We start from the raw sequence: 19,950 nt of genomic DNA on the forward strand, positions 1-19,950 counted from the left end.
CGGATTGTTCCGGGCGCGACCCGCAGCGCTCGCCCTGACCGCGGGGTTCTTTGCGCAGGTACTGCGGGCACAACCGAGCTCGCCCATCCCGTTCAAGACAGAGGCCGCCACGCAACTGCCGGGCTCGGGGCAGTGGCTGGGCGCTATCCTGGCTTGCCTGGTCTTGCTGGCCGTGTTGCTGTGGTTTCTCAAGCGCCATGGACCGAAGGTCGCTGCACGCTGGGGAACGCCCATCGCGCGAACTGGCGGCAGGCGCATCCGCATCGTCGAGCGCACCGCGTTGAGTGCGGGCGTGTCCCTGGTCGCCATCGAGTACGACGGCCGCAAGCTGCTGCTGGCCAGCGGCTCGTCGCACACGACCTGCCTGCGCGACGAGCCAATGGCCGCATGTGCGCCGGGTATCGAGGAAGGTCGATGAGTCGTCTCGCTGGACATCGGCGAACGGTCACTTCGTCGCCGTCAGGTTCGACCGGCGGCGAGCGCTTGGCGTTGTCGGTCCTTGTGATGGTCGTGGCAGCCGTACTTGCCCTCGCGTTGCCGACCATGGCGTTCGCCGCGAATGCGCCGGCCGCGCCATTTGAGTGGGTCGAGCGCACGGCGAACACCGCCGAAATGTCCTCGGCGATGAAGGTATTCCTGACCCTCACGGCGCTGAGCTTCCTGCCGGCGATGTTGATCTGCATGACGTGCTTCATCCGCATCGTCATCGTGATGTCCATGCTGCGGCATGCCATCGGCCTGATGGAGACGCCCCCCAACATCGTCGTGATCACGCTGTCGCTGTTCCTGACCCTCTTCGCGATGCAGCCGGTCATCCAGAAGGTCAACACCGTTGCAATCGAGCCCTACATGAGCGGTGCGACCCAGGTGGCCGAGGCCACCCGCCTTGGGCTGCAGCCGCTGAAAGATTTCATGATCCGGCAGACCCGCGAGCAGGATCTGGTCCTGATGGTCGACACGGCCGGGTCAACGCGTCCAAAATCGGTCGAGGACGTCAGCATGTGGCACCTGATCCCGGCATTCATGCTGTCGGAACTGCGCGCCGCGTTTGTCATCGGCTTCACCATCTTCCTACCGTTCTTGCTGATCGATCTGATCGTGGCGAGCGTGCTGATGGCCCTGGGCATGATGATGGTGCCGCCCTCGACGGTGTCGATACCGCTGAAACTGCTGCTGTTCGTGCTCATCGATGGCTGGCACATCGTGACGCGTGCACTGCTGGGATCGATTCACTGACCATTCCGGCCCAGGCATGCGCTGCGACCCCAAGGCATCCGAAGAGCCGCCGCTCGTCGCGTTGTGGCGGCGCTGGTGCGCCGTGCAGTCGCTGGAGGACCGCGGGGCGTTGACAGCGCTGTACACGCCCTACGTGCGCATGCTGGCTGCCAAGTGCTACGCCAATCGCATCAGCCACGAACTCGAGTTCGGCGACTATCTTCAGTTCGGCATGATCGGGCTGCTCGAGGCCATCGATCGATTCGATCCGGCGCGAGGGGTCAAGTTCGAGACCTTTGCCAGCCCGCGCATTCACGGCGCCATCCTCAACGGGGTCGAAGATCTCAGCGAAATACAGAAGCAGGTCGCCGTACGGCGTCGTGCACGTCGCGAACGCAGTGCATCCCTGGCTGCGAGCAGCGCACGCGGCGAATCAGCGCTGGAGCAACTGGCCGGCGTCGCCATCGGGCTGGCGATCGGCTTTGCACTGGAGGACTCCGGCATGTACGCCACCACGGAGCGCGCAGGTCACGAAACGGCCTATGCCCGCATCGAGATGCGCCAGTTGCGTCAGCAGGTGGCCGAACTCGTGCAGCGGCTGCCCGAGAACGAGCGCATCGTCGTGCACAGACACTACTTCCAGCAGATGCAATTTGATCAGGTCGCCGAGTCCTTGGGCCTCACAAAGGGCAGGATCTCGCAGATCCACAAGACCGCCCTCGGGCGGTTGCGACTGCTGAGGAGTGAAAATGCGAGCTTCTCTGCAAGCCTGTGATGCTGAGCGCCGACGCTGGCGACCTGACAGTGAGCGTCAACGTTCGCGCACCGGAGGTCGCACGCCCAGTTCCCCGGCGGCTTCGTCAAGCATGCCGGCCAACGACGGATCGTCGAACATCGCATCGATCGTGCGGTCGACGGTCGACTGGAAGTCAAGCGACATGATCAACTCGCTGCCGAATTCATCTTGCAGCGTCGCCTCGACGAAGGCGCGCAAGGCCTTGCGGCGGCGTTGCGGGTCAGTGGGATCGATGGCTGCCAGGCTGGCTGCCAGAGTGGCCACCTTCGAGGGGCGCTGGGACTCTGAGCGTTTCGATGCCGGCAAGCCCTGCCGGCCCGGCTGTTGTAAGGGTATACCGAGCTGGTGCTCCTTGACACTCTGGCGCAGCACCGCGATGGCTTTTGCAAGTGGGGCGGTACCTTGAACCATGGATCAATTCCCTCGACGTCGCGCCCATTCTGCCTCACACCACCGCGGCGGGCGCCCCATCAACCACTGAATTGCCGGGCCGCGCCCACAGCGCAAGGGCCATGCAGCAAGCTCTCCGGACCATCACCTTTGCCATGACTGACAGCTTCAAACACCTGCCGCAGGCCGATCTGCTGCAACTCGGCTTTGCCGCTATGCAACGAGACGACGACGCCAGTGCCGTTGTCTACCTGAAGGAAGCCGCGGATCGGCCGGATGCCAGTGCCCAGGCACTCTTCCTGCTCGGCAGCCTGTACGCCCAACTGCGCATGGCCGACGCGGGGATCGAAACCATCACCCGCGCGCTTGCCCTTGACCCCGGCTACACGCTGGCGCGATTCCAACTCGGCATGCTGCACCTGACCAGTGGCGATGCCGACGCTGCGCTGGTGGTGTGGGAGCCACTGCGCCAGTTAGCCGAGGATGATGCCTTCCGGGTCTGGCGACAGGGGCTGGAGCACTTGATTCGCGACGAGTTCGACGCGGCGATCGGATGCCTGCGTGAAGGCCTGGTGCTCAATACACAGAACGAGGCCCTCAGTCGCGACATGCGCATGTTGATCGAACGGATTGAAGCGCGGGAGTCCAAGCCGGCAGCCGCAGCGAACCTCTCGACGGCGACGCAAGCACAAGATGCGGCGTCCGAACTTGACAACATGTCACACCTCTTCCTGAGCGTGTACACGAAAGGACGGACGCATTGATCATGACCCAGAACACTTCAGCGGGCACTGCCGGCCGTGACGTCGATGAACTGCATCGCCGCATCGAACGCTTGAGCGGCTTCCTCGCGCAGGACAACGGCAACGAGATGCTGCGACGCGACCTGTTCGACGCGCTGCTCGCAGCCAAGGACTTCGCCAGGGCAATGGCCACGGCCGAGGAAGCCCTGCTAGCGCCGCCGGGCGGAGCCGGCTGGATCTACCGCCGCGCGATCGCGGCTCGTCTGGCGGGTCAGCCGACGGAAGCGGTCGCGGCGCTGCGTGGCCTGGCCGAGGGCGGTGTCAATGAGCCGAGCGTGATCATCGAGTTGGCGCGTGCCGAACTGGATGCAGGCGAGACCGGCTCGGCCATCGACCGCTTGCAGCAGCTGGACCTCACGGCGCTCGAACCGACGCTCGCAGAGCAAGCGGCGGTCGTGCTGCTGCCTGCCCTGATGGGACGGGGTCAGCTGGATCAGTTAATTGCGGTCAGTCAGGCGTTTCTTACCAAGCATCCGCAAGCAGCGCGGGTCATGGGCATACTGGGCTCGGCCTATGTTGACGCCAACCGCATCAGCGATGCACGCGCACTGGTTCAAGCGGCTCGGCAACACGGGATCTCGGAACCGAACCTGGACGCGGTTGCCGGATTCGTCGCGCTGGACGCTGCGGATATTGGCACCGCCCGCCGGGACTTCGCTTCGAGCCTGCGTCAGGCACCCGGTGCCGGGCGCGCGCACCTTGGTATGGGGCTGGTCGAGGCCTACGAGAACCGGTTGGACGCGGCGCGAGCCGCCTTCGAACGCGCCGTCGCCGCCATGCCCACCCATCTGGGCAGCTGGCATGCACTCGCTTGGGTGAACCTCCTGGCCGACGACGTCGATGCCGCCGAACAGGCTTTTCTCCAGGCGCTAGACAAAGACCGGAACTTTGGAGATACCTACGGCGGCCTGGCCGTCATCGCGGCGCGGCGCGGAGACCGCAACGCTGCGCAGGAGCACATCCGAACCGGCAAGCGTCTGGACCGTTTCTCAGTCAACGTGGGTGTCGCCGAGGCGATGCTTGCGCAACACGGCGACTTGCGTGACCCGGGTACGCTCGCCCGCGCGTTCGAGATGTTCCAGGAACGCGCTCTGGCGCGTAGCCCACTCATGCAAGCGAGCTTCGCGAGACTGATGTCGAAGAAGCTGAAGAACGAGCCACGCCACTGAATAGACAGTCAGCGGTTCTCTGACAGCAGCGTGGCCATCATGTCGATGGCTTGCGCAGACACCGCGCCCACGCTGCCGCCGACGGCAGGCGCGGTCAGCGCTGCTACATCAAAACAATGTCGTACTGCTCCGGATTCATCGACGGCTCCGCGCTCAGCGAGATCGGCTTGCCGATGAAGTCACTCAAGCCCGCCAGGTGCTGGCTCTCTTCGTCGAGCAGCATCTCGACCACCGTGGCGCTGGCGACGACACGGAATTCCTTGGGGTTGAACTGCCGCGCCTCGCGCAGGATCTCGCGCAGGATGTCGTAGCAGACGCTGCGTGCGGTCTTGACCTGGCCGCGCCCTTCACAGGTTGGGCAGGGTTGACACAGCATGTGGGCCAGCGATTCGCGGGTGCGCTTGCGCGTCATTTCGACCAGGCCCAGCTGCGTGAAGCCGGACACCGTGATCTTGGTGCGGTCCTTGCTGAGCTGCTTGCGAAATTCGCCCAGCACGGCTTGCTGGTGCTCTTCACGCGTCATGTCGATGAAGTCGACGATGATGATGCCGCCCAGGTTGCGCAGCCGCAGCTGGCGCGCGATGGCGCCGGCCGCTTCGAGGTTGGTCTTGAAGATGGTGTCGTCAAAGTTGCGCGCGCCGACGAAGCCGCCGGTGTTCACGTCCACCGTGGTCAGCGCCTCGGTCTGGTCGATGATCAGGTAACCGCCGGACTTGAGGTCCACGCGGCGCGCCAGCGCACGGGCGATTTCTTCCTCGACGCCGAACAGGTCGAAGATCGGCCGCTCGCCCTTGTAGTGCTCGAGCTTGTTGATCGAGGTGGGCGTGTAGGCCGCGCCGAAGGCCTTCAGCGCGTCGAATTGCAGCTTCGAATCGAGGCGTATCGATTGCGTGGCATCGGTGGCCAGATCGCGCAGCACGCGCTCGGCCAGGTTCAGGTCCTGGTGCAGCAAGGTGCCCGGCGGCTGCGACAGGCCTTGCGCGCGGATCGCGGCCCAGGCCTTGCGCAGGTAGGCGATGTCGTCGGCCAGCTCCTGGTCGGTGGCTTCTTCGGCATTCGTGCGCAGGATGAAACCGCCGGTGGCCGTGTCGTCGGGCATCGCGGCCAGGCGTTGCATGCGGCTGCGCAGCAGCTCACGCGCTTCGGGCGAGCCGATCTTCTGCGAGATGCCGATGTGGTTGTCCTGCGGCAGGAACACCAGCATGCGCCCGGCGATGCTGATCTGCGTCGACAGCCGCGCGCCCTTGGTGCCGATGGGGTCCTTGATCACCTGCACCATCAAGGTCTGGCCTTCGAAGACTTGGCGCTCGATGGGCACCGGCACCGCGACATCGCCGCGCGCCGGGCCATGGTGGCCGCCGCCATGCAGATCGGCCACATGCAGGAAGGCCGCTCGCTCCAGGCCGACATCGATGAAGGCGCTCTGCATGCCGGGCAGCACGCGCGCGACCTTGCCGAGGTAGACATTGCCGACCAGGCCACGCTCGAGTGCACGTTCGATGTGCAGTTCCTGCACGGCGCCGTTCTCGATGATCGCGACGCGGGTTTCCTGCGGGGCCCAGTTGATCAGGATGTCGTGCATGGCGGCGCGTTGTTTCTTTCGTTGTGCGCGCGCACGGGATTCCGGATCAAAACACGATGCGCGCCTGTCTCAGCAGCTGGGCCGTCTCGTAGAGGGGCAAACCCATGATACCGGAGTAGCTTCCTTCGACCCGGGAGATCCAGCCGGAATATTGGCTCTGGATGGCATAGGCGCCGGCCTTGCCGAAGGGTTCGCCGCTGGCGACATAACACTCTATCGCAGCGGCCGGCATCGCCGCCACGTGCACCCGGGAGATCGACAGCGCGGCCAGCGTGCGCCGGCCGGTCCACAGCGCCACCGCCGTCAGCACGCGGTGCGTGCGACCGGACAGCGCCGTGAGCATGCGCGTGGCCTCCGCCGCATCGGCCGGTTTGGCGAGGATGCGCCGGCCGAGCGCCACGGTGGTGTCGGAGGCCAGGATGGGCGCCGGCGGCAGGCCGCGTTGCGCGAGCCGCAGCCGGGCCGCCTTCAGCTTGCCCAGCGTCACCCGCTGCACATAGGCATCGGGCAGTTCGCCGTGGCGTTCCGCCTCGATGGCTTCGGCATCCTCGTCATCGCCCGGCAGCAGCAGCGCGTGGGTCACGCCCAGCTGGTCCAGCAGCTGACGGCGGCGCGGACTCTGCGAGGCCAGGTAGAGCACAGGAGCTTCGGCGCTGCTCATTCGCGGTGATAGGGATGGCCGGTGCTCAGCGACCAGGCACGGTACAGCGTCTCGGCCAGCAAGACGCGCACGAAAGCATGCGGCAGGGTCAGGTCCGACAGGCGCAGGGCCTCGTCGGCGCTGGCCTTCAGCGTGGGATCCAGGCCGTCGGGGCCGCCGATCAGCAGCACCACGTCGCGGCCATCGCCGCGCCAGAACTGCAGGCGCTCGGCGAGCTGGGCCGTCGTCAGCCGGTTGCCGCGTTCATCGAGCACCACGCGCCGTGCGCCTTTGGGGCAGGCGGCTTCCAGGCGTTCGGCCTCGGCCGCCATCATCTGCGCCGCCGTCTTGCCGGTGCTGCGCGGTTCGGCCTTCACGGCCTTCAGCTCCAACCGCAACTCGGGAGGGAAGCGCTTGGCGAAGTCCTCATAGGCGGCATCGGCCCACGCCGGCTGGCGCTGGCCGATCGCCGCGAGCACCAGGCGCATCAGCGACGCGGCGTGGTCTTGCGCGCTGCCGTCTTGCCGGCGGCCGCCTTGCGGGCCGGCGCGCTCTTCTTCGCGGCTGCGCTCTTGCCGGCCGGTGCGGGCTTGCGGCCGGCCACCACGGTGCGGCTAACCGGGGCCTGGCTCGTCGCCGTGGCCTTCTTGGCGGGCCCGGCCGTCTTGGGTGATCCGGTCTTCTTGGCTGGTGCGGTCTTCTTGGCAGGTGCAGCCGATTTCGCCGGAGCAGCCCTTTTCGCGGACGCCGCCTTCTTGGCCGGTGCGGCAGGCCTGGCAGGCACCGCCTTCCTGGCCGGCGGCGTGCTCGTCGCCGGTCCGGCCTTCGAGGCCTTGACGGCAAAGGACTGATCTTCCGAGGCTTTGACCAGGCCCTTGGGCGCATCGTCGCCGATCTTCATCTTGACGTTCTTGCCGCCCCAGATCTCTTCCAGGCGGTAGTAGTCGCGAATGGCCGGTTGCATGATGTGCGCCACGGCGGGCCCACAGTCGACGATGATCCATTCACCGTTGTCGCCACCTTCCATGCCCAGCACCGGCAGGCCGTGCGAACGCACGGCGTCCCGCACACTGGAGGCCAGCGCCTTGGTCTGGCGGTTGCTGGTGCCCGAGGCGATGATCACGCGCTCGAACAGCGGTGACAGGTGCTCGGTGTTGAAGACCACGATGTTCTGGGCCTTCACGTCCTCGAGGCCATCGACGATGGCGCGTTGCAGCTTGCGAATGTCCATTCAGCTCCTGGATCGCCCCGCGTTGGGGCATGTTTGAGTCAATATAGCGCGCAGCGGCGGCCGCGTCATGCGGCGCCTGCGGCCCAATCGCGCGGCTGCAGAAAATCGTTGTATAGACGCGCCTCCGGCGTGCCCGGCTCGGGCTGCCAGTCGTAGCGCCAGGTCACCACCGGCGGCATCGACATCAGGATGCTCTCGGTGCGGCCGCCCGACTGCAGGCCGAACAAGGTGCCGCGGTCGTAGACCAGGTTGAACTCGACATAGCGCCCGCGCCGGTAGGCCTGGAAATCGCGCTCGCGCTCGCCATACGGCGTGTTGCGCCGGCGCTCGACGATCGGCAGGTAGGCCGGCAGGAAGGCGTCGCCCACCGCGCGCAGCATCGCAAAACTCTCGTCGAAGCCGAGCTCGCTGAAGTCGTCGAAGAAGATGCCGCCGATGCCGCGCGGCTCGTTGCGGTGCTTGAGAAAGAAGTACTCGTCGCACCAGCGCTTGAAGCGCGGGTACAGCGTGGCGCCGAAGGGCTGCAGGGCGTCGCGGCAGACACGGTGGAAGTGCTGCGCGTCTTCTTCGTGGCCGTAGTACGGCGTCAGGTCCATGCCGCCGCCGAACCACACCACCGGCGGCTTGCCCTCGGGCAGCGCGGCGAACATGCGCACGTTCATGTGCACGGTGGGCACATGCGGGTTGCGCGGGTGGAACACCAGCGAAACCCCCATTGCTTCGAAGGGCGCGCCGGCCAGCTCGGGCCGGTGCTGGGTGGCCGATGGCGGCATGGCCGGCCCCAGCACATGGCTGAAGTTGCAGCCGCCGCGCTCCAGCAGACCGCCCTCTTCCACCAGCTGCGTGCGGCCGTCGCCGGCCAGCCGACCGCCGGGGTCGCGCGTCCAGGCATCGGTGACGAAGCTGTGGCCATCGGCCTGCTGCATCGCCTTGACGATGCGGGTCTGCAGGTCGAGCAGGTAGTTGCGAACGGCGTTGGCGTCCATGCTGAAACCGCCCGGCACTCAGCGTTTGATCGCGCGGTGGCCGATGTCGCGGCGGTACTGCCCACCGTCGATGTGGATGCCGCGCATCGCGTCGTAGGCCCGTTGCTGTGCCAGCTTGGTCGAATCGCCCAGGGCGGTGACGCAGAGCACCCGGCCGCCGCTGACGCGCAGCTGCCCATCTTCCAGCGTGGTGCCGGCGTGGAACACCACGGCATCTTCGGCATCGGCCGGCAGGCCGGTGATGGCATCACCCTTGCGCGGTGCTTGCGGGTAGCCGGCGGCGGCCACCACCACGCCCAGCGCCACGCGGCGGTCCCATTGCAGTTCCACCTGGTCCAGCGTGCCGTCGGTGGCATGCATCAGCACCTCGAGCAGATCGCTCTTCAGGCGCATCAGGATCGGCTGGGTCTCGGGGTCGCCCATGCGGGTGTTGAATTCCAGCGTCTTCGGGTGGCCGTTGGCATCGATCATCAGCCCGGCGTACAGGAAGCCGGTGAACACGATGCCGTCACGCGCCATGCCGGCCACCGTCGGCAGGATGATTTCGTGCATGGCCTTGGCGTGCACGTTCGGCGTCACCACCGGCGCCGGCGAGTAGGCGCCCATGCCGCCGGTGTTGGGCCCCAGGTCGCCGTCCTGCAGGCGCTTGTGGTCCTGGCTGGAGGCCAGCGGCAGCACGTTCACGCCGTCCACCAGCACGATGAAGCTGGCCTCTTCGCCGACCAGGCATTCCTCGATCACCACCCGCGCACCACCGGCGTTATGTTGCACGCCCAGGGTGTTGTCGACCAACATGAAATCGATCGCCTGATGCGCTTCTTCCAGCGTTGTAGCGACCACCACGCCCTTGCCGGCCGCCAGGCCATCGGCCTTGATGACGATGGGGGCGCCGACCTTGTCGACATGCGCGTGGGCCTCGGCCGCATCGCCGAAGGTGGCGTACAGCGCGGTCGGGATGCCGTGGCGCTGCATGAAGTCCTTGGCGAAGGCCTTCGAGCTCTCCAGCTGCGCGGCTGCCTGCGTCGGGCCGAAGATGCGCAGGCCGCGGTTGCGGAACACGTCGACTACGCCGGACGACAGCGGTGCCTCGGGGCCGACCACGGTGAGCGCGATCTTTTCCTGCTCGGCGAAATCGGCCAGCGCCGCGGGGTCGCTGAGCGGCAGGTTCTGCAGGTGTGTGTCGCGGGCCGTGCCGCCATTGCCGGGCGCCACGTAGACCTTCTGCACCCGCGGGCTCTGGGCCAGTTTCCAGGCCAGCGCATGTTCGCGACCGCCGCCGCCGATGACAAGGACCTTCATGCTGCCAACTCTGCGTTATGAAAGACGTCCTGCACATCATCCAGGTCTTCGATCACGTCCAGCAGCTTCTGCATGCGCTGTGCGTCCTCGCCTTCCAGCGCAATGGTGTTTTCGGCGCGCATCGTCACTTCGGCAATCTCGGATTTCAGGCCGGCGCCTTCCAGCGCGTGCTTCACGGCTTCGAAGTCGGGCGCGGCGCACAGCACCTCGATCGAGCCATCTTCGCCGGTGATCACGTCCTCGGCGCCGGCTTCCAGCGCCACTTCCATCACCTTGTCTTCGCTGGTGCCCGGGGCAAACACGAACTGGCCGCAGTGCTTGAACTGGAAGGCCACCGAACCTTCGGTGCCCATGTTGCCGCCGTACTTGCTGAAGGCATGCCGCACTTCGGCCACGGTGCGCACGCGGTTGTCGGTCATGCAGTCGACGATGATCGCCGCGCCGCCGATGCCATAGCCTTCATAGCGGATCTCTTCGTAGCTCACGCCTTCGAGGTTGCCGGTGGCTTTGTCGATGTTGCGCTTGACGGTGTCGACCGGCAGGTTCACCGCCTTGGCCTTCTCGATCGCCAGGCGCAGCCGCGGGTTGGCCGTCACATCACCGCCGCCCAGGCGGGCCGCGACCATGATTTCACGGATCACACGTGTCCAGGCCTTGCCGCGCTTTTCGTCCTGGCGGCCCTTGCGGTGCTGGATGTTGGCCCATTTGGAATGTCCAGCCATCTCGTTCTACTCCTCCGGCAAACCCGGCGACGGGCTGCTCGATGTATCAGTGTTGTTCCCAATTTTACGGCCGGCCGGCCGGCGTTCCTGCCGGGTCCGCTGCAATAGACTGCGCAGGTCACCCACTCGCCCTGCCCAGCCCACCATGGCCGACCCCCTGCTGATTGCCCAACATGGCGAGATCCGCTGCGAACTGCTGCCGGCGCTGGCCAACCGCCATGGCCTGATCACCGGCGCCACCGGCACGGGCAAGACCATCACGCTGCAGAACCTGGCCGAGGGCTTCAGCCGCATCGGCGTGCCGGTGTTCATGGCCGACGTCAAGGGCGACCTGACCGGCATCACGCAGGTCGGTGCGCTGAGCCCCAAGCTGGCGGCCATCATCAAGGAGCGCGCGCTGCCGGAACCCGTGCATGCGGCCTGCCCGGCCACCCTGTGGGACGTGTTCGGCGCCGCCGGCCACCCGGTGCGAGCCACCGTGTCGGACATGGGGCCGCTGCTGCTGTCGCGCATGCTGGCGCTGAACGAGACCCAGGGCGGCGTGCTGAACCTGGTGTTCAAGATTGCCGACGACAACGGCCTGCTGCTGCTGGACCTGAAGGACCTGCGCGCGATGCTGCAGCACGTGGGCGACAACGCCAGCGACTTCACCACCGAGTACGGCAATGTCAGCGCGGCGTCGATCGGCGCCATCCAGCGCGGGCTGCTGCAGATCGAGCAGCAAGGCGGCGACCGGTTCTTCGGCGAGCCGATGCTGGACATCAGCGATTTCATGCAGACCGTCGATGGCCAGGGCGTCATCAACATCCTGGCCGCCGACCAGCTGATGAACGCGCCGCGGCTGTACGCCACCTTCCTGCTGTGGATGCTGTCCGAGCTGTTCGAGCTGCTGCCCGAGGTCGGCGACCTGGACAAACCCAAGCTGGTGTTCTTCTTCGACGAAGCGCACCTGCTGTTCAAGGACGCCCCCTCGGCGCTGATCGAGCGCATCGAGCTGGTGGTGCGGCTGGTGCGCAGCAAGGGCGTCGGCGTGTACTTCGTGACCCAGAACCCGCTGGACGTGCCCGACACCGTGCTGGCTCAGCTGGGCAACCGCGTGCAGCACGCGCTGCGCGCCTTCACGCCGCGCGACCAGAAGGCGGTGAGGTCGGCGGCCGACACGATGCGCCAGAACCCGGCCATCGGCGACATGGCCACGGCCATCACCGAGCTGGCGGTCGGCGAGGCCCTGATCAGCTTTCTCGACGCCAAGGGCCGGCCCAGCGTCACCGAGCGGGTCTTCGTGCTGCCGCCGGGCAGCCAGATCGGCCCGATCAGCGCCGAGCAGCGGCAAGCCTTGCGGAATGGCTCGCTGGTGGCCGGGGTCTATGAGAAGGTGGTCGACCGTGAATCGGCCTACGAAAAGATCAAGGGCCGCGCGGCCAGCGGCCCGGTGGCCGACCCGCATGCCGCGCAGCCGCCGGCAGGCTCCGGTGGCCGCAGCATGGCCGATGAAGCCATTGACGCTACCCGACGCACACCCATGCCGCAGGTACCCGCGCCGGCACCGGCCGACGGCGGCATGTTCGGCGGCCTGAAGGACGTGCTGTTCGGCAGCACCGGCCCACGCGGCGGCCGGCATGAAGGGCTGGCCGAATCGGCGGCGCGTTCGGCGATGCGCTCGATCGGCTCCAGCGTCGGCCGCGAAATCGTCCGCGGCGTGCTGGGTTCGCTGCTGGGCGGCAGCAGCAGGCGCCGGCGCTGAACCTGCTGCCGTGCGGGCTCAGAAACCTTCGGGCCGCGCCGTTACCCGCAGCACCGCGTTCAGGTCGCCCAGCAGGCGGTTGGCGTAGTAGCTGTTCTGCGTATCGGGCTCCAGCGCCGCGATGATCAGGTTCGCGTAGGGCTGATCCAGCGGCACGTAGTGGCTGCCGGGCTCGGCCCGGTGTTCGCGCGCGGCCAGCCCCACCTGGACCCGCACGATGGTCTGGGCGCCATCGGCCGCGGTGCCGCGCACATCGGGCCGCGCCATCTCGCCACGCGCCTGCTCCTGCCAGGCTTCGGCCTGCAGGGTCACTGCCGCGCCCAGCGTGCGCACGCTGACGCCCAGGGCGCGCAGCTTCTCGACCGCCACGGTCTCACCGGCCGCCAGCCAGTAGCCGCAGGGGCGTGGCCGCTCGAGCACGGTGCGCAACTGCAGCGCCGAATCCCAGTCCACCTGCAAGGCCTTGTCGGCGCCGGTCACCGGGTCCAGCATCAGCAGTTCGCGCCGCGTCGGCGTGGTCGTCGCCGACACCACCACGCTGCCGCGGCAAGCAGCCGCGGCCACCTCCGCGTCGGCCGCGCGCTGGAGCGCGACCAGCTCGGCGGCATGGGCCGCTGCGCTGTGCAGCACCGCCCGCATCGCCACCACGTGCGAATGCATGCGCCGGGCCAGGTGCAGCCGGCCGATGCCGACGCCGCGCGATTCCAGCAGCAGGCTCACCGCATGGCGCAGGCCATTGACGTTGCGGCCGGTGTCGGGTTGCACGCCACCCATCGACAGGCGCAGGTTCTGCGGCGCCATCGAGTTGGTGTAGTACCACTCGCTGCGCAGGCCTTCGCGCGCCAGCGCAGCGAGCATCGGCTGGCGGAACCACTCCTCGCTGGCCCGCCCCAGCGCCGGCGGCAGGTTGGCCGCCATCGCGTACTGCAGCAGCATGTCGTAGCGCTGCACCGCGTTGAACTTCTCGCGGTAGCGGCCGACCACGGTGTGCTCATGCGCATCCACCACCACCACCGGCCGGTGCTCGCGCACCAGCCGCGCCAGTGCCTGGGACTCCGAGGTGCGCAGCAGCAGGTGGTCGCGGTTGATGTCGAAGCCATTGGCGGCCACCCGGCGGCCCCAGCCCGCGCCATCGGGGTTGGCGCGCGGCAGCACGATGACCTCGATCTGGTCCAGCACCGCGCCCAGTTCACTGCCGGCCAGCGCGCGCGCCACCACCAGCAGGGCTTCCGCGCCGGCCGGCTCATCGCCATGCTGCTGGCCGATCAGCAGCACCACGGGCTTGCCAGTGCTGCGGCTGAAACGCAGGGCCTGGATCGCCACGCCCTCCTGGGACCGGCCGAGCTCCAGCCGGTCGATGCGCGTGCCGCCGGTACCGCCGGCGCGCGAGAGCTGGGTCAGCAGGTCGGCGAGTTCGTCGTTGCCGGTGAAGTCGTCGCGGCCTTCGGCCAGCACCGGCACGTCGTAGCGTACGCTGGGCGCGGGAAAGCGCGCCGCCACCGCATCGGCGTAGGGCGACAGTTGCGACAGCGCATGAGGCGGGGCCAGCAGGCTGATCAGCAAGGCCAGGATCGGTGCGCGGCGCAGCGCGCGCCGCGGGGCGTTGTGGGAGGCAGGACGACGCATCGCCGCACTGTAGCGTGCAGCATGCGGCCGCTTCAGCGCACCGTGTAGTTGCGCCCTTCCAGGCAGGCGCTGCGCGCGCGTTGGTAGTCGCCGCGGCGCATCACGTCGCCGCTGGGCTGGCCCACCGCGGCGGCGGTCGGGTCGAAGCCGGTCTGCGACGCGGCCCAGCGGTGGCAGTCGTATTCATCGCTGGCCTGCTGCTGCGCCGTCTGCCCCTGGCGCGGGTAGACGAAGAGCTTGTCCGACGACGGGCCGCCGGCCGCGTTGTCCACCGGCGTCGGCACCACTTCATAGTCGCCTTCCGGGCGCTCGCGGTAGTACACGCCGTTGGCGTACAGGTAGCTCAGGCCGCCGATCGTGACCAGCGTGCGAAAGGCCGGCAGGTCGGCCACCACGATGCCGTAGGGCGGCCGCACCACCGCATAACCGCGCGGACCGGGTGCGTACCAGACACCGTCGTAGTAGCCGTAGTTGACGCCCGACCAGAACACCACGCGGGACCGCGACGGCAAGCTGCGCACGGCCCAGCCCGGCGTCGGGTAGTAGTGCGAATGGCCATGCGCACCATCCCACCAGCGCGACCCGTCACCACGATGCCCGCCGGACTGGACCCGCTGATCGATCGGTCGCGGCGCGGACTGCTGCGGCGGGCCCGCACGGCCGGCGGAAGGCTGCGCCTCGCGAGTGGCCGAGGGCGGGCCTTCGCGCCCGCCGCCGCCCTGGCGGCCTTCGTGACGACCCTCCTGACCAAAAGCCGCCGGCACTCCGGCTGCCAGCAGCAGCGTCATGGTCAGGCCCAAGGCAGATAACAAATGATGTGAGCGGCTCATGATCGTTCCTGGCTCCTGCAAGTGGCTGTCGCGCATCAGCTCACGCGGTAGCCGCGACCCTGCATGCAGGCGGACATCGCGCGGCGGAAGTTGTCGGAAGGCACACGCGTGGCTGCGGCGGCCTGCTGCTGGCGGGCCTGGGCCTGTTCGATGGCCTGGGCACGCGACTCCTGCGCGATGGCGCCGAGCACGGTGCCGAAGATCGCGCCGATCACCGCGTTCTCGCCGGCATGGCGCGGCGACGAAACCACCGCGCCCAGCGCCGCCCCGGTGACCGCGCCGGCCACCACATCGGCGCCATCACGCACCGGCGGCATTGGGCTCGGGCCGCGCACCTGGCGCACCGGCGTCATGCCGGGATCGGTGCTGGTCTGCTGTGCCGCCCAGCGGTAACACTCGTAGCGGTCGCGATCCTGCTGGCCATCGGGCTGGCCGCGCTCGGGGTAGAAGTACATCGGCGCCTCGGCCACTGGGGGCGACGGCCGGCGTCCCTCGGCGGCATACACCGGCCGATGGGCGGGTGCCACCACGCAGCCGGACAGCCAGGTCGCCAGCAGAGCCGAGGCCAGGGCAAGACGCTGGCGCGGGAGACGGAGCAATGCTGGAGCATTCATGGCGTGCATGGTGATCCAACGCCGCGCCCCCGGGGTTGCGTTGACGTAAAGCAATGCAAAGTCCGACACCGCAGGCGCTGCAATGCCCCAGCGTCTACGGCAACGGCCGGCCGGCAGACGCACCCAGGTCCGGGCATCAACCCTGGCGACCTCAGGGTCGGCACATCCAGGCGCGCCAAGCCCGCGTATGCCAGACGATGGCCCTTGCCATGCCCCACGAGATGAGCCTTGCGCATCCACCCTGAGCCACCCGCCATGAGCCCCGCTCGATGAACGCCGCGCTGTCCCTGCTGCACCCCGCAGTTGCGGCTGGCCGTGGCCAGCCGGGTCTGGCAAGATCCGCGCCGTCCTCCCCGCTGGCGCCTCGCCTGGTTGTGATGCAACCCGTCCGTACCGACACCCCGCGCGCGGCATCGCCGAGCACCGACGACGCGGTGCGTGTTGAGCGCGACCGGCGCCTGGCCGGCTGGCTGGCGCAGGCGGCGGGTGGTGATGCCCGGGCCTTCGAGCACTTCTACGACGCCACCGTGGCCTATGCGCACGTGCTGGCGCGCCGCCTGCTTCGCGAGGCCGATGTCGACGACGTGCTGGCCGAGAGCTACTTCCAGTGTTGGCGCGAAGCAGCCCGCTTCGACGCCAGCCGCGGCAGCGCCGTGACCTGGCTGCTGACGCGTGTGCGCAGCCGAGCGATCGACCTGCGCCGCCAGCAGCAGCACGAGGCCACCGAAGCCGCGGCCGGCGGTGAATCCGACGAAGGCACGCTGGCCGGCCTGGTGGCCCAGCTGCCCGGGCCGGACGAACTGCTCGCGCTGGCCCAGGCCGGCAGTCGCCTGTACAGCGCGCTGGCCGCGCTGTCGCCGCAGGAACGCTGGGTGCTGGGCCTGGCCTATTTCCGCGAACTCTCCCATGCCGCCACGGCGCAGGCCACCGGCCTGCCGCTGGGCACCGTGAAATCGCTGCTGCTGCGCGCCCAGCAGAAACTGCGCGGGCTGATGTCCGCCTGACACACACCGCTGCACGCCACCCATGATGGACCACCCGATCCCCACCCCCGACATTGCGGCGCCGGATGCCGAACCGGTGCTCGACGCCGACATCGTCGATCTGCTCAACGGCAGTGCCACCGCCAGCACGCAAGGCGACGCGCTGAGCATGGCCCGCGTCAAGCGCCGCGTGCTCGCGCGCGTGGCCGAAGACCAGCGTGGCCAGCACCTCACGGTGCGTGCGGCCGATGGCCAATGGCAGCCCTTCGGCCCCGGCCTGAGCCTGAAAGTGCTGCACGAGTGCGAAGGCATCATGTCCTACCTGATCAGGCTGGCGCCCGGGGCCAGCCTGCCCGCGCACCGCCACCCGATCGACGAAGAATGCGTGGTGCTCGAAGGCGCGCTGCGCATCGGCGAACTCGAGGTCGGTGCCGGCGGCTTCCACCTCGGGCGGCAGGACAAGCTGCACATGCCCATCGTCAGCGAAAAAGGCGCCCTGATCTTCCTGCGCGGCGCGGCGCCGGAGGCGACTTTGCTGGTCTAGCGCCGCTCTGGCCGGCGGCGCCGGCCTGTACCGGCTTCGCGATCCCGTGCACGCCGGTCCAAGGGCAGCCCCGGTGCCGGCGCCCCGGGGCCGTCAGAACCCCGTCGCGGCCGCCCGCGCCAGCAGGTCGGCCAGCGTGCCGACGTCGAGCAGGTTCCAGTCGCGGCCGTTGTGCAGCAGCACCCGCCCCTCGGCAAAGCCGATGTAGTTGCCGGTGGCCGGGTAGTAGCGGTAGCTGTACTGCTGCAACTGCCCGGCGGTGGCCGGTGCCGGGAAGTAGGCCGGGAACGTGGCCTCGGCCCAGCTGACGACCCGATCGCTGTCGCTGGCACGCACCGTCACCGTGCTGCTCTTGCAGTCCTGCGCGCCCGCGCTGTCGCTCACACACAGTTGCACCGTGACGCTGCCGACACCGCTGGTGATCAGGTTCGCGCTGGCCGCCGTCGTGCTGCCGCTGAACGCCGCCAGCGACGCGCCGCTGGTGATCGTCCACTGGTAGGCGCTGATCGAGCGGCCACTCGGTGCCGTCGAGCCGCTGCCGTCGAAGGCCAGGCTGCTGCCGACGGCGGTGGCCGCCGCGGCCGTGCTGATGCTGGCGATCGGCGTCAGCGCGGTGACCGAGACCGTGCGCGAGGTGCTGGCCTGCTGGCCCAGGCTGTCGGTCGCTGTCAGCTGCACCGTGAAGCTGCCGCTGCCGGCACCCGCCGTGGCCACCGTGGCCGTCGCCGCACGCGTGCCCGAGGTGAACGACGCCAGCGCGCCGCCGCTGGTGAGGGACCATTGGTAGCCGGTGATCTTCAGGCCCGTGGCCGCGGTCGACCCCGCGCCGTCGAAGCTGACCGTGCTGCCCGCGGGCACGACACTGGCCGAGGCCTGCACGTTCACCGTCGGCGCCTTCGGCAGGTTGACCGTCACACTCGTCGAACTGCTGGCCTGCGTACCGGCGTTGTCGGCCACGGTCAGCTGCACCGTGAAGCTGCCGACGCCGGAGGTGAGCACGCGCACGGTGGCGGCGTTGCTGGCCCCATTGATGACGGCGATGGCATTGCCGCTGACCACCGACCATTGGTAGGCGGCCAGCGTGCGACCGTTCGACGCGGTGGACGCGCTGCCGTCGAGCGTCAGCGTCGCGCCGGCCTGCACCGTGGTGGACGAGGCCGTGATGCGCACCGTGGGCGCCGGCAGCGCAGCGGCCGCGTTGACCGCCGCGGCGGCATCCAGCAGGCCGGCGCCGCAGGTCGAGGTGGTGCAGATGCACTCAGCCTGTTCGAAGCGGTTCGGCGCATGGCAGAGCGTGACCTCGGGATCCGGGCTCGTCGTCGGGAAGGCGCGGGCCGTGCTGGTCAGCATGCTCTTGACCTGGGCCGGTGTCAGTGCCGGGTTGACCGACAGCATCAGGGCCACGGTGCCGGCCACCAGCGGCGTCGCGAAGCTGGTGCCCACCGAGTAGTTGCTGCCGTCGCTGTAGCTGTGGGTGGCGGGCGCGCGGGTGCCGGTGTTGGTGGTGGTCACGATCGGGTACAGGCACTCGCCACTGAGGTTGACGCAGTTGCCGGCCGGCGCCGAGAGGGCCACCTCGGGGCCTACGTTCGAGTAACCCACCTTGGTCCCGGCATGGCGCACGCCGGCCACCGCGATCACGCCGGGGCAGTTGGCCGGCGCGCCGACCGCCAGGCCCACGCTGTTGCCGGCCGCGGCCACCACCACCACGCCGGCCGCCGTGAGCTGGCTGACGGCATCGACATACGCACGATCGCAGGGGCTGTCGCTGCCCAGGCTCAGGTTGATGACTTGCGCGGGATTCGGATTGCTCACCGGCGTCTTCGACACCCCGCCGGCCCAGAGCATGGCAGCGATGATGTCCGAGTCCCAGCCGCCGCATTTGCCGAGCACGCGCACCGGCAGGATGCGGGCGTTGTAGCCCACCGAGGCCATGCCGACGCCATTGCCGGTCTGCGCCGCGATCAGGCCGGAGGTCTGGGTGCCGTGCCAGCTGCTGCTGCCGCCCGGCACGCCGGTGCCGCATTCGTCATCGGCCGTCCAGTCGCCCGGATCGGCCGCACTGGCATCGCGACGGTTGCCGTCGCCGGCGGTGGCCGCGTCGTCGATGAAGTCATAGCCCGGCAACAGCTTGGCCGACAGATCGGGATGGTTGAGCAGCACGCCGGTGTCCAGATCGGCCACCACGACGCTCTTCGAGCCGGTGGTGACGGCCCAGGCGCCCACCGCATTGATGGCCGACACCGCCGTGGCATCCGGCGCGCGCAGGTACCACTGGCCGACCGCCGGCGAGGTGCTGGTGCTGGCCGCCAGCAAGGGGTCGTTCGGCAAGGCCAGCGCGCGGCGGCGCCGGTCGGGCACGGCGTATTCCACGTCCGGGTCAGCCGCCAGGCGCGCCGCCAGCGCGGTCGACCGCAGCCCCTTGCCGCCGCGCAGGACCTGGCTTCGCGCATCGATGATGCGACCGTCGGCCAGCGACAGGCCGGTGCGCCGGCCCAGCGTGGCCGCGTGCTGCGGTCCGCGCACGCTCGGCCCCGCGCTGCGCTGGGCGTGCATCAAAGGACCCAGCGCCTTGAATTTGACGATGACGCGGGCGCCGTCACGCTCCTCCTCCTGCGCCGCGACGGCAGCCGCAGGCAGCGGCCGCAGCAGCCCCCGTTCGGCCGCGAGCAGGCTGGTACACAGGCCCGGCAGCAGGGCCAGGCAGGCCAGCGCCGTGCGCAGATGCTTTGATGTGGCAATGGCCATGATCTCCCTCGTTGTCTCGTTCGTTATT

The 19,950-nt window shown here is 68.7% G+C and carries 20 protein-coding genes; 8 read left to right on the forward strand and 12 right to left on the reverse strand.

The genetic code is table 11. The annotated features are described in order from the left end of the window. Window positions 1-4: 4 nt before the first annotated feature. Genes VLK61_RS17460 through VLK61_RS17470 form a run of 3 tightly spaced genes read left to right on the forward strand, consistent with a single transcriptional unit; the run spans window position 5 to window position 1,990 of the window. Window positions 5-418, forward strand: coding sequence for a flagellar biosynthetic protein FliO (locus VLK61_RS17460; RefSeq protein WP_325422890.1), 414 nt, complete (start codon window positions 5-7; stop codon window positions 416-418). After that, the gene (gene fliP, locus VLK61_RS17465) at window positions 415-1,236 is read left to right on the forward strand and encodes a flagellar type III secretion system pore protein FliP (protein ID WP_325422891.1); all 822 of its coding nucleotides are present in this window, start codon (window positions 415-417) and stop codon (window positions 1,234-1,236) included. Before VLK61_RS17460 ends, fliP begins: the two co-directional genes overlap by 4 nt. A 16-nt stretch (window positions 1,237-1,252) precedes the next feature. Continuing rightward, on the forward strand, window positions 1,253-1,990 hold the full coding sequence (locus tag VLK61_RS17470) for a sigma-70 family RNA polymerase sigma factor (protein WP_325422892.1): 738 nt from the start codon (window positions 1,253-1,255) through the stop codon (window positions 1,988-1,990). Window positions 1,991-2,026: 36 nt separating this feature from the next. On the opposite strand, the gene VLK61_RS17475 is transcribed toward VLK61_RS17470, so the two are convergent. Then, complete coding sequence (locus tag VLK61_RS17475) at window positions 2,027-2,422, reverse strand: hypothetical protein (RefSeq protein ID WP_325422893.1); 396 nt, start codon at window positions 2,420-2,422, stop codon at window positions 2,027-2,029. Window positions 2,423-2,556: 134 nt separating this feature from the next. Here VLK61_RS17475 and VLK61_RS17480 point away from each other — a divergent pair, with 134 nt between their 5' ends. Both VLK61_RS17480 and VLK61_RS17485 read left to right on the forward strand, forming a co-directional pair. Further along, a complete protein-coding gene (locus VLK61_RS17480; RefSeq protein ID WP_325422894.1) occupies window positions 2,557-3,165 on the forward strand; it encodes a tetratricopeptide repeat protein in 609 nt (202 codons plus the stop codon). 2 nt (window positions 3,166-3,167) lie between these two features. Then, on the forward strand, window positions 3,168-4,373 hold the full coding sequence (locus VLK61_RS17485; RefSeq protein ID WP_325422895.1) for a tetratricopeptide repeat protein: 1,206 nt from the start codon (window positions 3,168-3,170) through the stop codon (window positions 4,371-4,373). A 103-nt stretch (window positions 4,374-4,476) separates the two neighbouring features. Here VLK61_RS17485 and rng read toward each other — a convergent pair whose 3' ends face one another. The 7 genes from rng to VLK61_RS17520 form a co-directional block, all read right to left on the reverse strand. Further along, the gene (gene rng, locus VLK61_RS17490; protein ID WP_325422896.1) at window positions 4,477-5,955 is read right to left on the reverse strand and encodes a ribonuclease G; all 1,479 of its coding nucleotides are present in this window, start codon (window positions 5,953-5,955) and stop codon (window positions 4,477-4,479) included. A gap of 46 nt (window positions 5,956-6,001) precedes the next feature. After that, the gene (locus VLK61_RS17495; RefSeq protein ID WP_325422897.1) at window positions 6,002-6,616 is read right to left on the reverse strand and encodes a Maf family protein; all 615 of its coding nucleotides are present in this window, start codon (window positions 6,614-6,616) and stop codon (window positions 6,002-6,004) included. Further along, window positions 6,613-7,083: a 23S rRNA (pseudouridine(1915)-N(3))-methyltransferase RlmH gene (gene rlmH / locus VLK61_RS17500; protein ID WP_325422898.1), complete on the reverse strand. Its 471-nt coding sequence runs from the start codon at window positions 7,081-7,083 to the stop codon at window positions 6,613-6,615. The genes VLK61_RS17495 and rlmH overlap by 4 nt, the downstream gene beginning before the upstream one ends. Then, window positions 7,083-7,826 (reverse strand): ribosome silencing factor, encoded by a 744-nt coding sequence (rsfS, locus tag VLK61_RS17505; protein WP_325422899.1) that lies wholly within the window; start codon window positions 7,824-7,826, stop codon window positions 7,083-7,085. Before rsfS ends, rlmH begins: the two co-directional genes overlap by 1 nt. Window positions 7,827-7,891: 65 nt before the next feature. Then, window positions 7,892-8,812 (reverse strand): oxygen-dependent coproporphyrinogen oxidase, encoded by a 921-nt coding sequence (gene hemF / locus VLK61_RS17510; RefSeq protein WP_325422900.1) that lies wholly within the window; start codon window positions 8,810-8,812, stop codon window positions 7,892-7,894. Window positions 8,813-8,830: 18 nt separating this feature from the next. Further along, on the reverse strand, window positions 8,831-10,111 hold the full coding sequence (gene purD, locus VLK61_RS17515; protein ID WP_325422901.1) for a phosphoribosylamine--glycine ligase: 1,281 nt from the start codon (window positions 10,109-10,111) through the stop codon (window positions 8,831-8,833). After that, window positions 10,108-10,833 (reverse strand): YebC/PmpR family DNA-binding transcriptional regulator, encoded by a 726-nt coding sequence (locus tag VLK61_RS17520; RefSeq protein ID WP_325422902.1) that lies wholly within the window; start codon window positions 10,831-10,833, stop codon window positions 10,108-10,110. Before VLK61_RS17520 ends, purD begins: the two co-directional genes overlap by 4 nt. Window positions 10,834-10,978: 145 nt before the next feature. Between VLK61_RS17520 and VLK61_RS17525 the strand changes: the two genes are divergently transcribed. Continuing rightward, window positions 10,979-12,577 (forward strand): helicase HerA-like domain-containing protein, encoded by a 1,599-nt coding sequence (locus VLK61_RS17525; protein WP_325422903.1) that lies wholly within the window; start codon window positions 10,979-10,981, stop codon window positions 12,575-12,577. Between the two features lie 18 nt (window positions 12,578-12,595). Here the strand turns inward: VLK61_RS17525 and VLK61_RS17530 are convergent, their stop codons facing one another. The 3 genes from VLK61_RS17530 to VLK61_RS17540 form a co-directional block, all read right to left on the reverse strand. Further along, window positions 12,596-14,203 carry a M14 family metallocarboxypeptidase gene (locus VLK61_RS17530; protein WP_325422904.1) on the reverse strand — a complete coding sequence of 536 codons (1,608 nt, stop codon included), beginning with the start codon at window positions 14,201-14,203 and terminating at the stop codon, window positions 12,596-12,598. Window positions 14,204-14,235: 32 nt separating this feature from the next. Further along, the gene (locus VLK61_RS17535; protein WP_325422905.1) at window positions 14,236-14,991 is read right to left on the reverse strand and encodes a DUF6515 family protein; all 756 of its coding nucleotides are present in this window, start codon (window positions 14,989-14,991) and stop codon (window positions 14,236-14,238) included. Window positions 14,992-15,068: 77 nt separating this feature from the next. Then, window positions 15,069-15,647 (reverse strand): glycine zipper family protein, encoded by a 579-nt coding sequence (locus VLK61_RS17540; RefSeq protein WP_325422906.1) that lies wholly within the window; start codon window positions 15,645-15,647, stop codon window positions 15,069-15,071. 377 nt (window positions 15,648-16,024) lie between these two features. On the opposite strand from VLK61_RS17540, the gene VLK61_RS17545 reads away from it, so the two are divergent. Both VLK61_RS17545 and VLK61_RS17550 read left to right on the forward strand, forming a co-directional pair. Further along, window positions 16,025-16,651: an RNA polymerase sigma factor gene (locus VLK61_RS17545; RefSeq protein WP_325422907.1), complete on the forward strand. Its 627-nt coding sequence runs from the start codon at window positions 16,025-16,027 to the stop codon at window positions 16,649-16,651. Window positions 16,652-16,676: 25 nt separating this feature from the next. Continuing rightward, on the forward strand, window positions 16,677-17,174 hold the full coding sequence (locus VLK61_RS17550; RefSeq protein ID WP_325422908.1) for a cupin domain-containing protein: 498 nt from the start codon (window positions 16,677-16,679) through the stop codon (window positions 17,172-17,174). Between the two features lie 93 nt (window positions 17,175-17,267). Here the strand turns inward: VLK61_RS17550 and VLK61_RS17555 are convergent, their stop codons facing one another. Then, a complete protein-coding gene (locus VLK61_RS17555; RefSeq protein ID WP_325422909.1) occupies window positions 17,268-19,922 on the reverse strand; it encodes a S8 family peptidase in 2,655 nt (884 codons plus the stop codon). Window positions 19,923-19,950 lie beyond the last annotated feature (28 nt).

Source organism: Aquabacterium sp. (assembly GCF_035476535.1).
GTDB lineage: Bacteria > Pseudomonadota > Gammaproteobacteria > Burkholderiales > Burkholderiaceae_C > Pseudaquabacterium.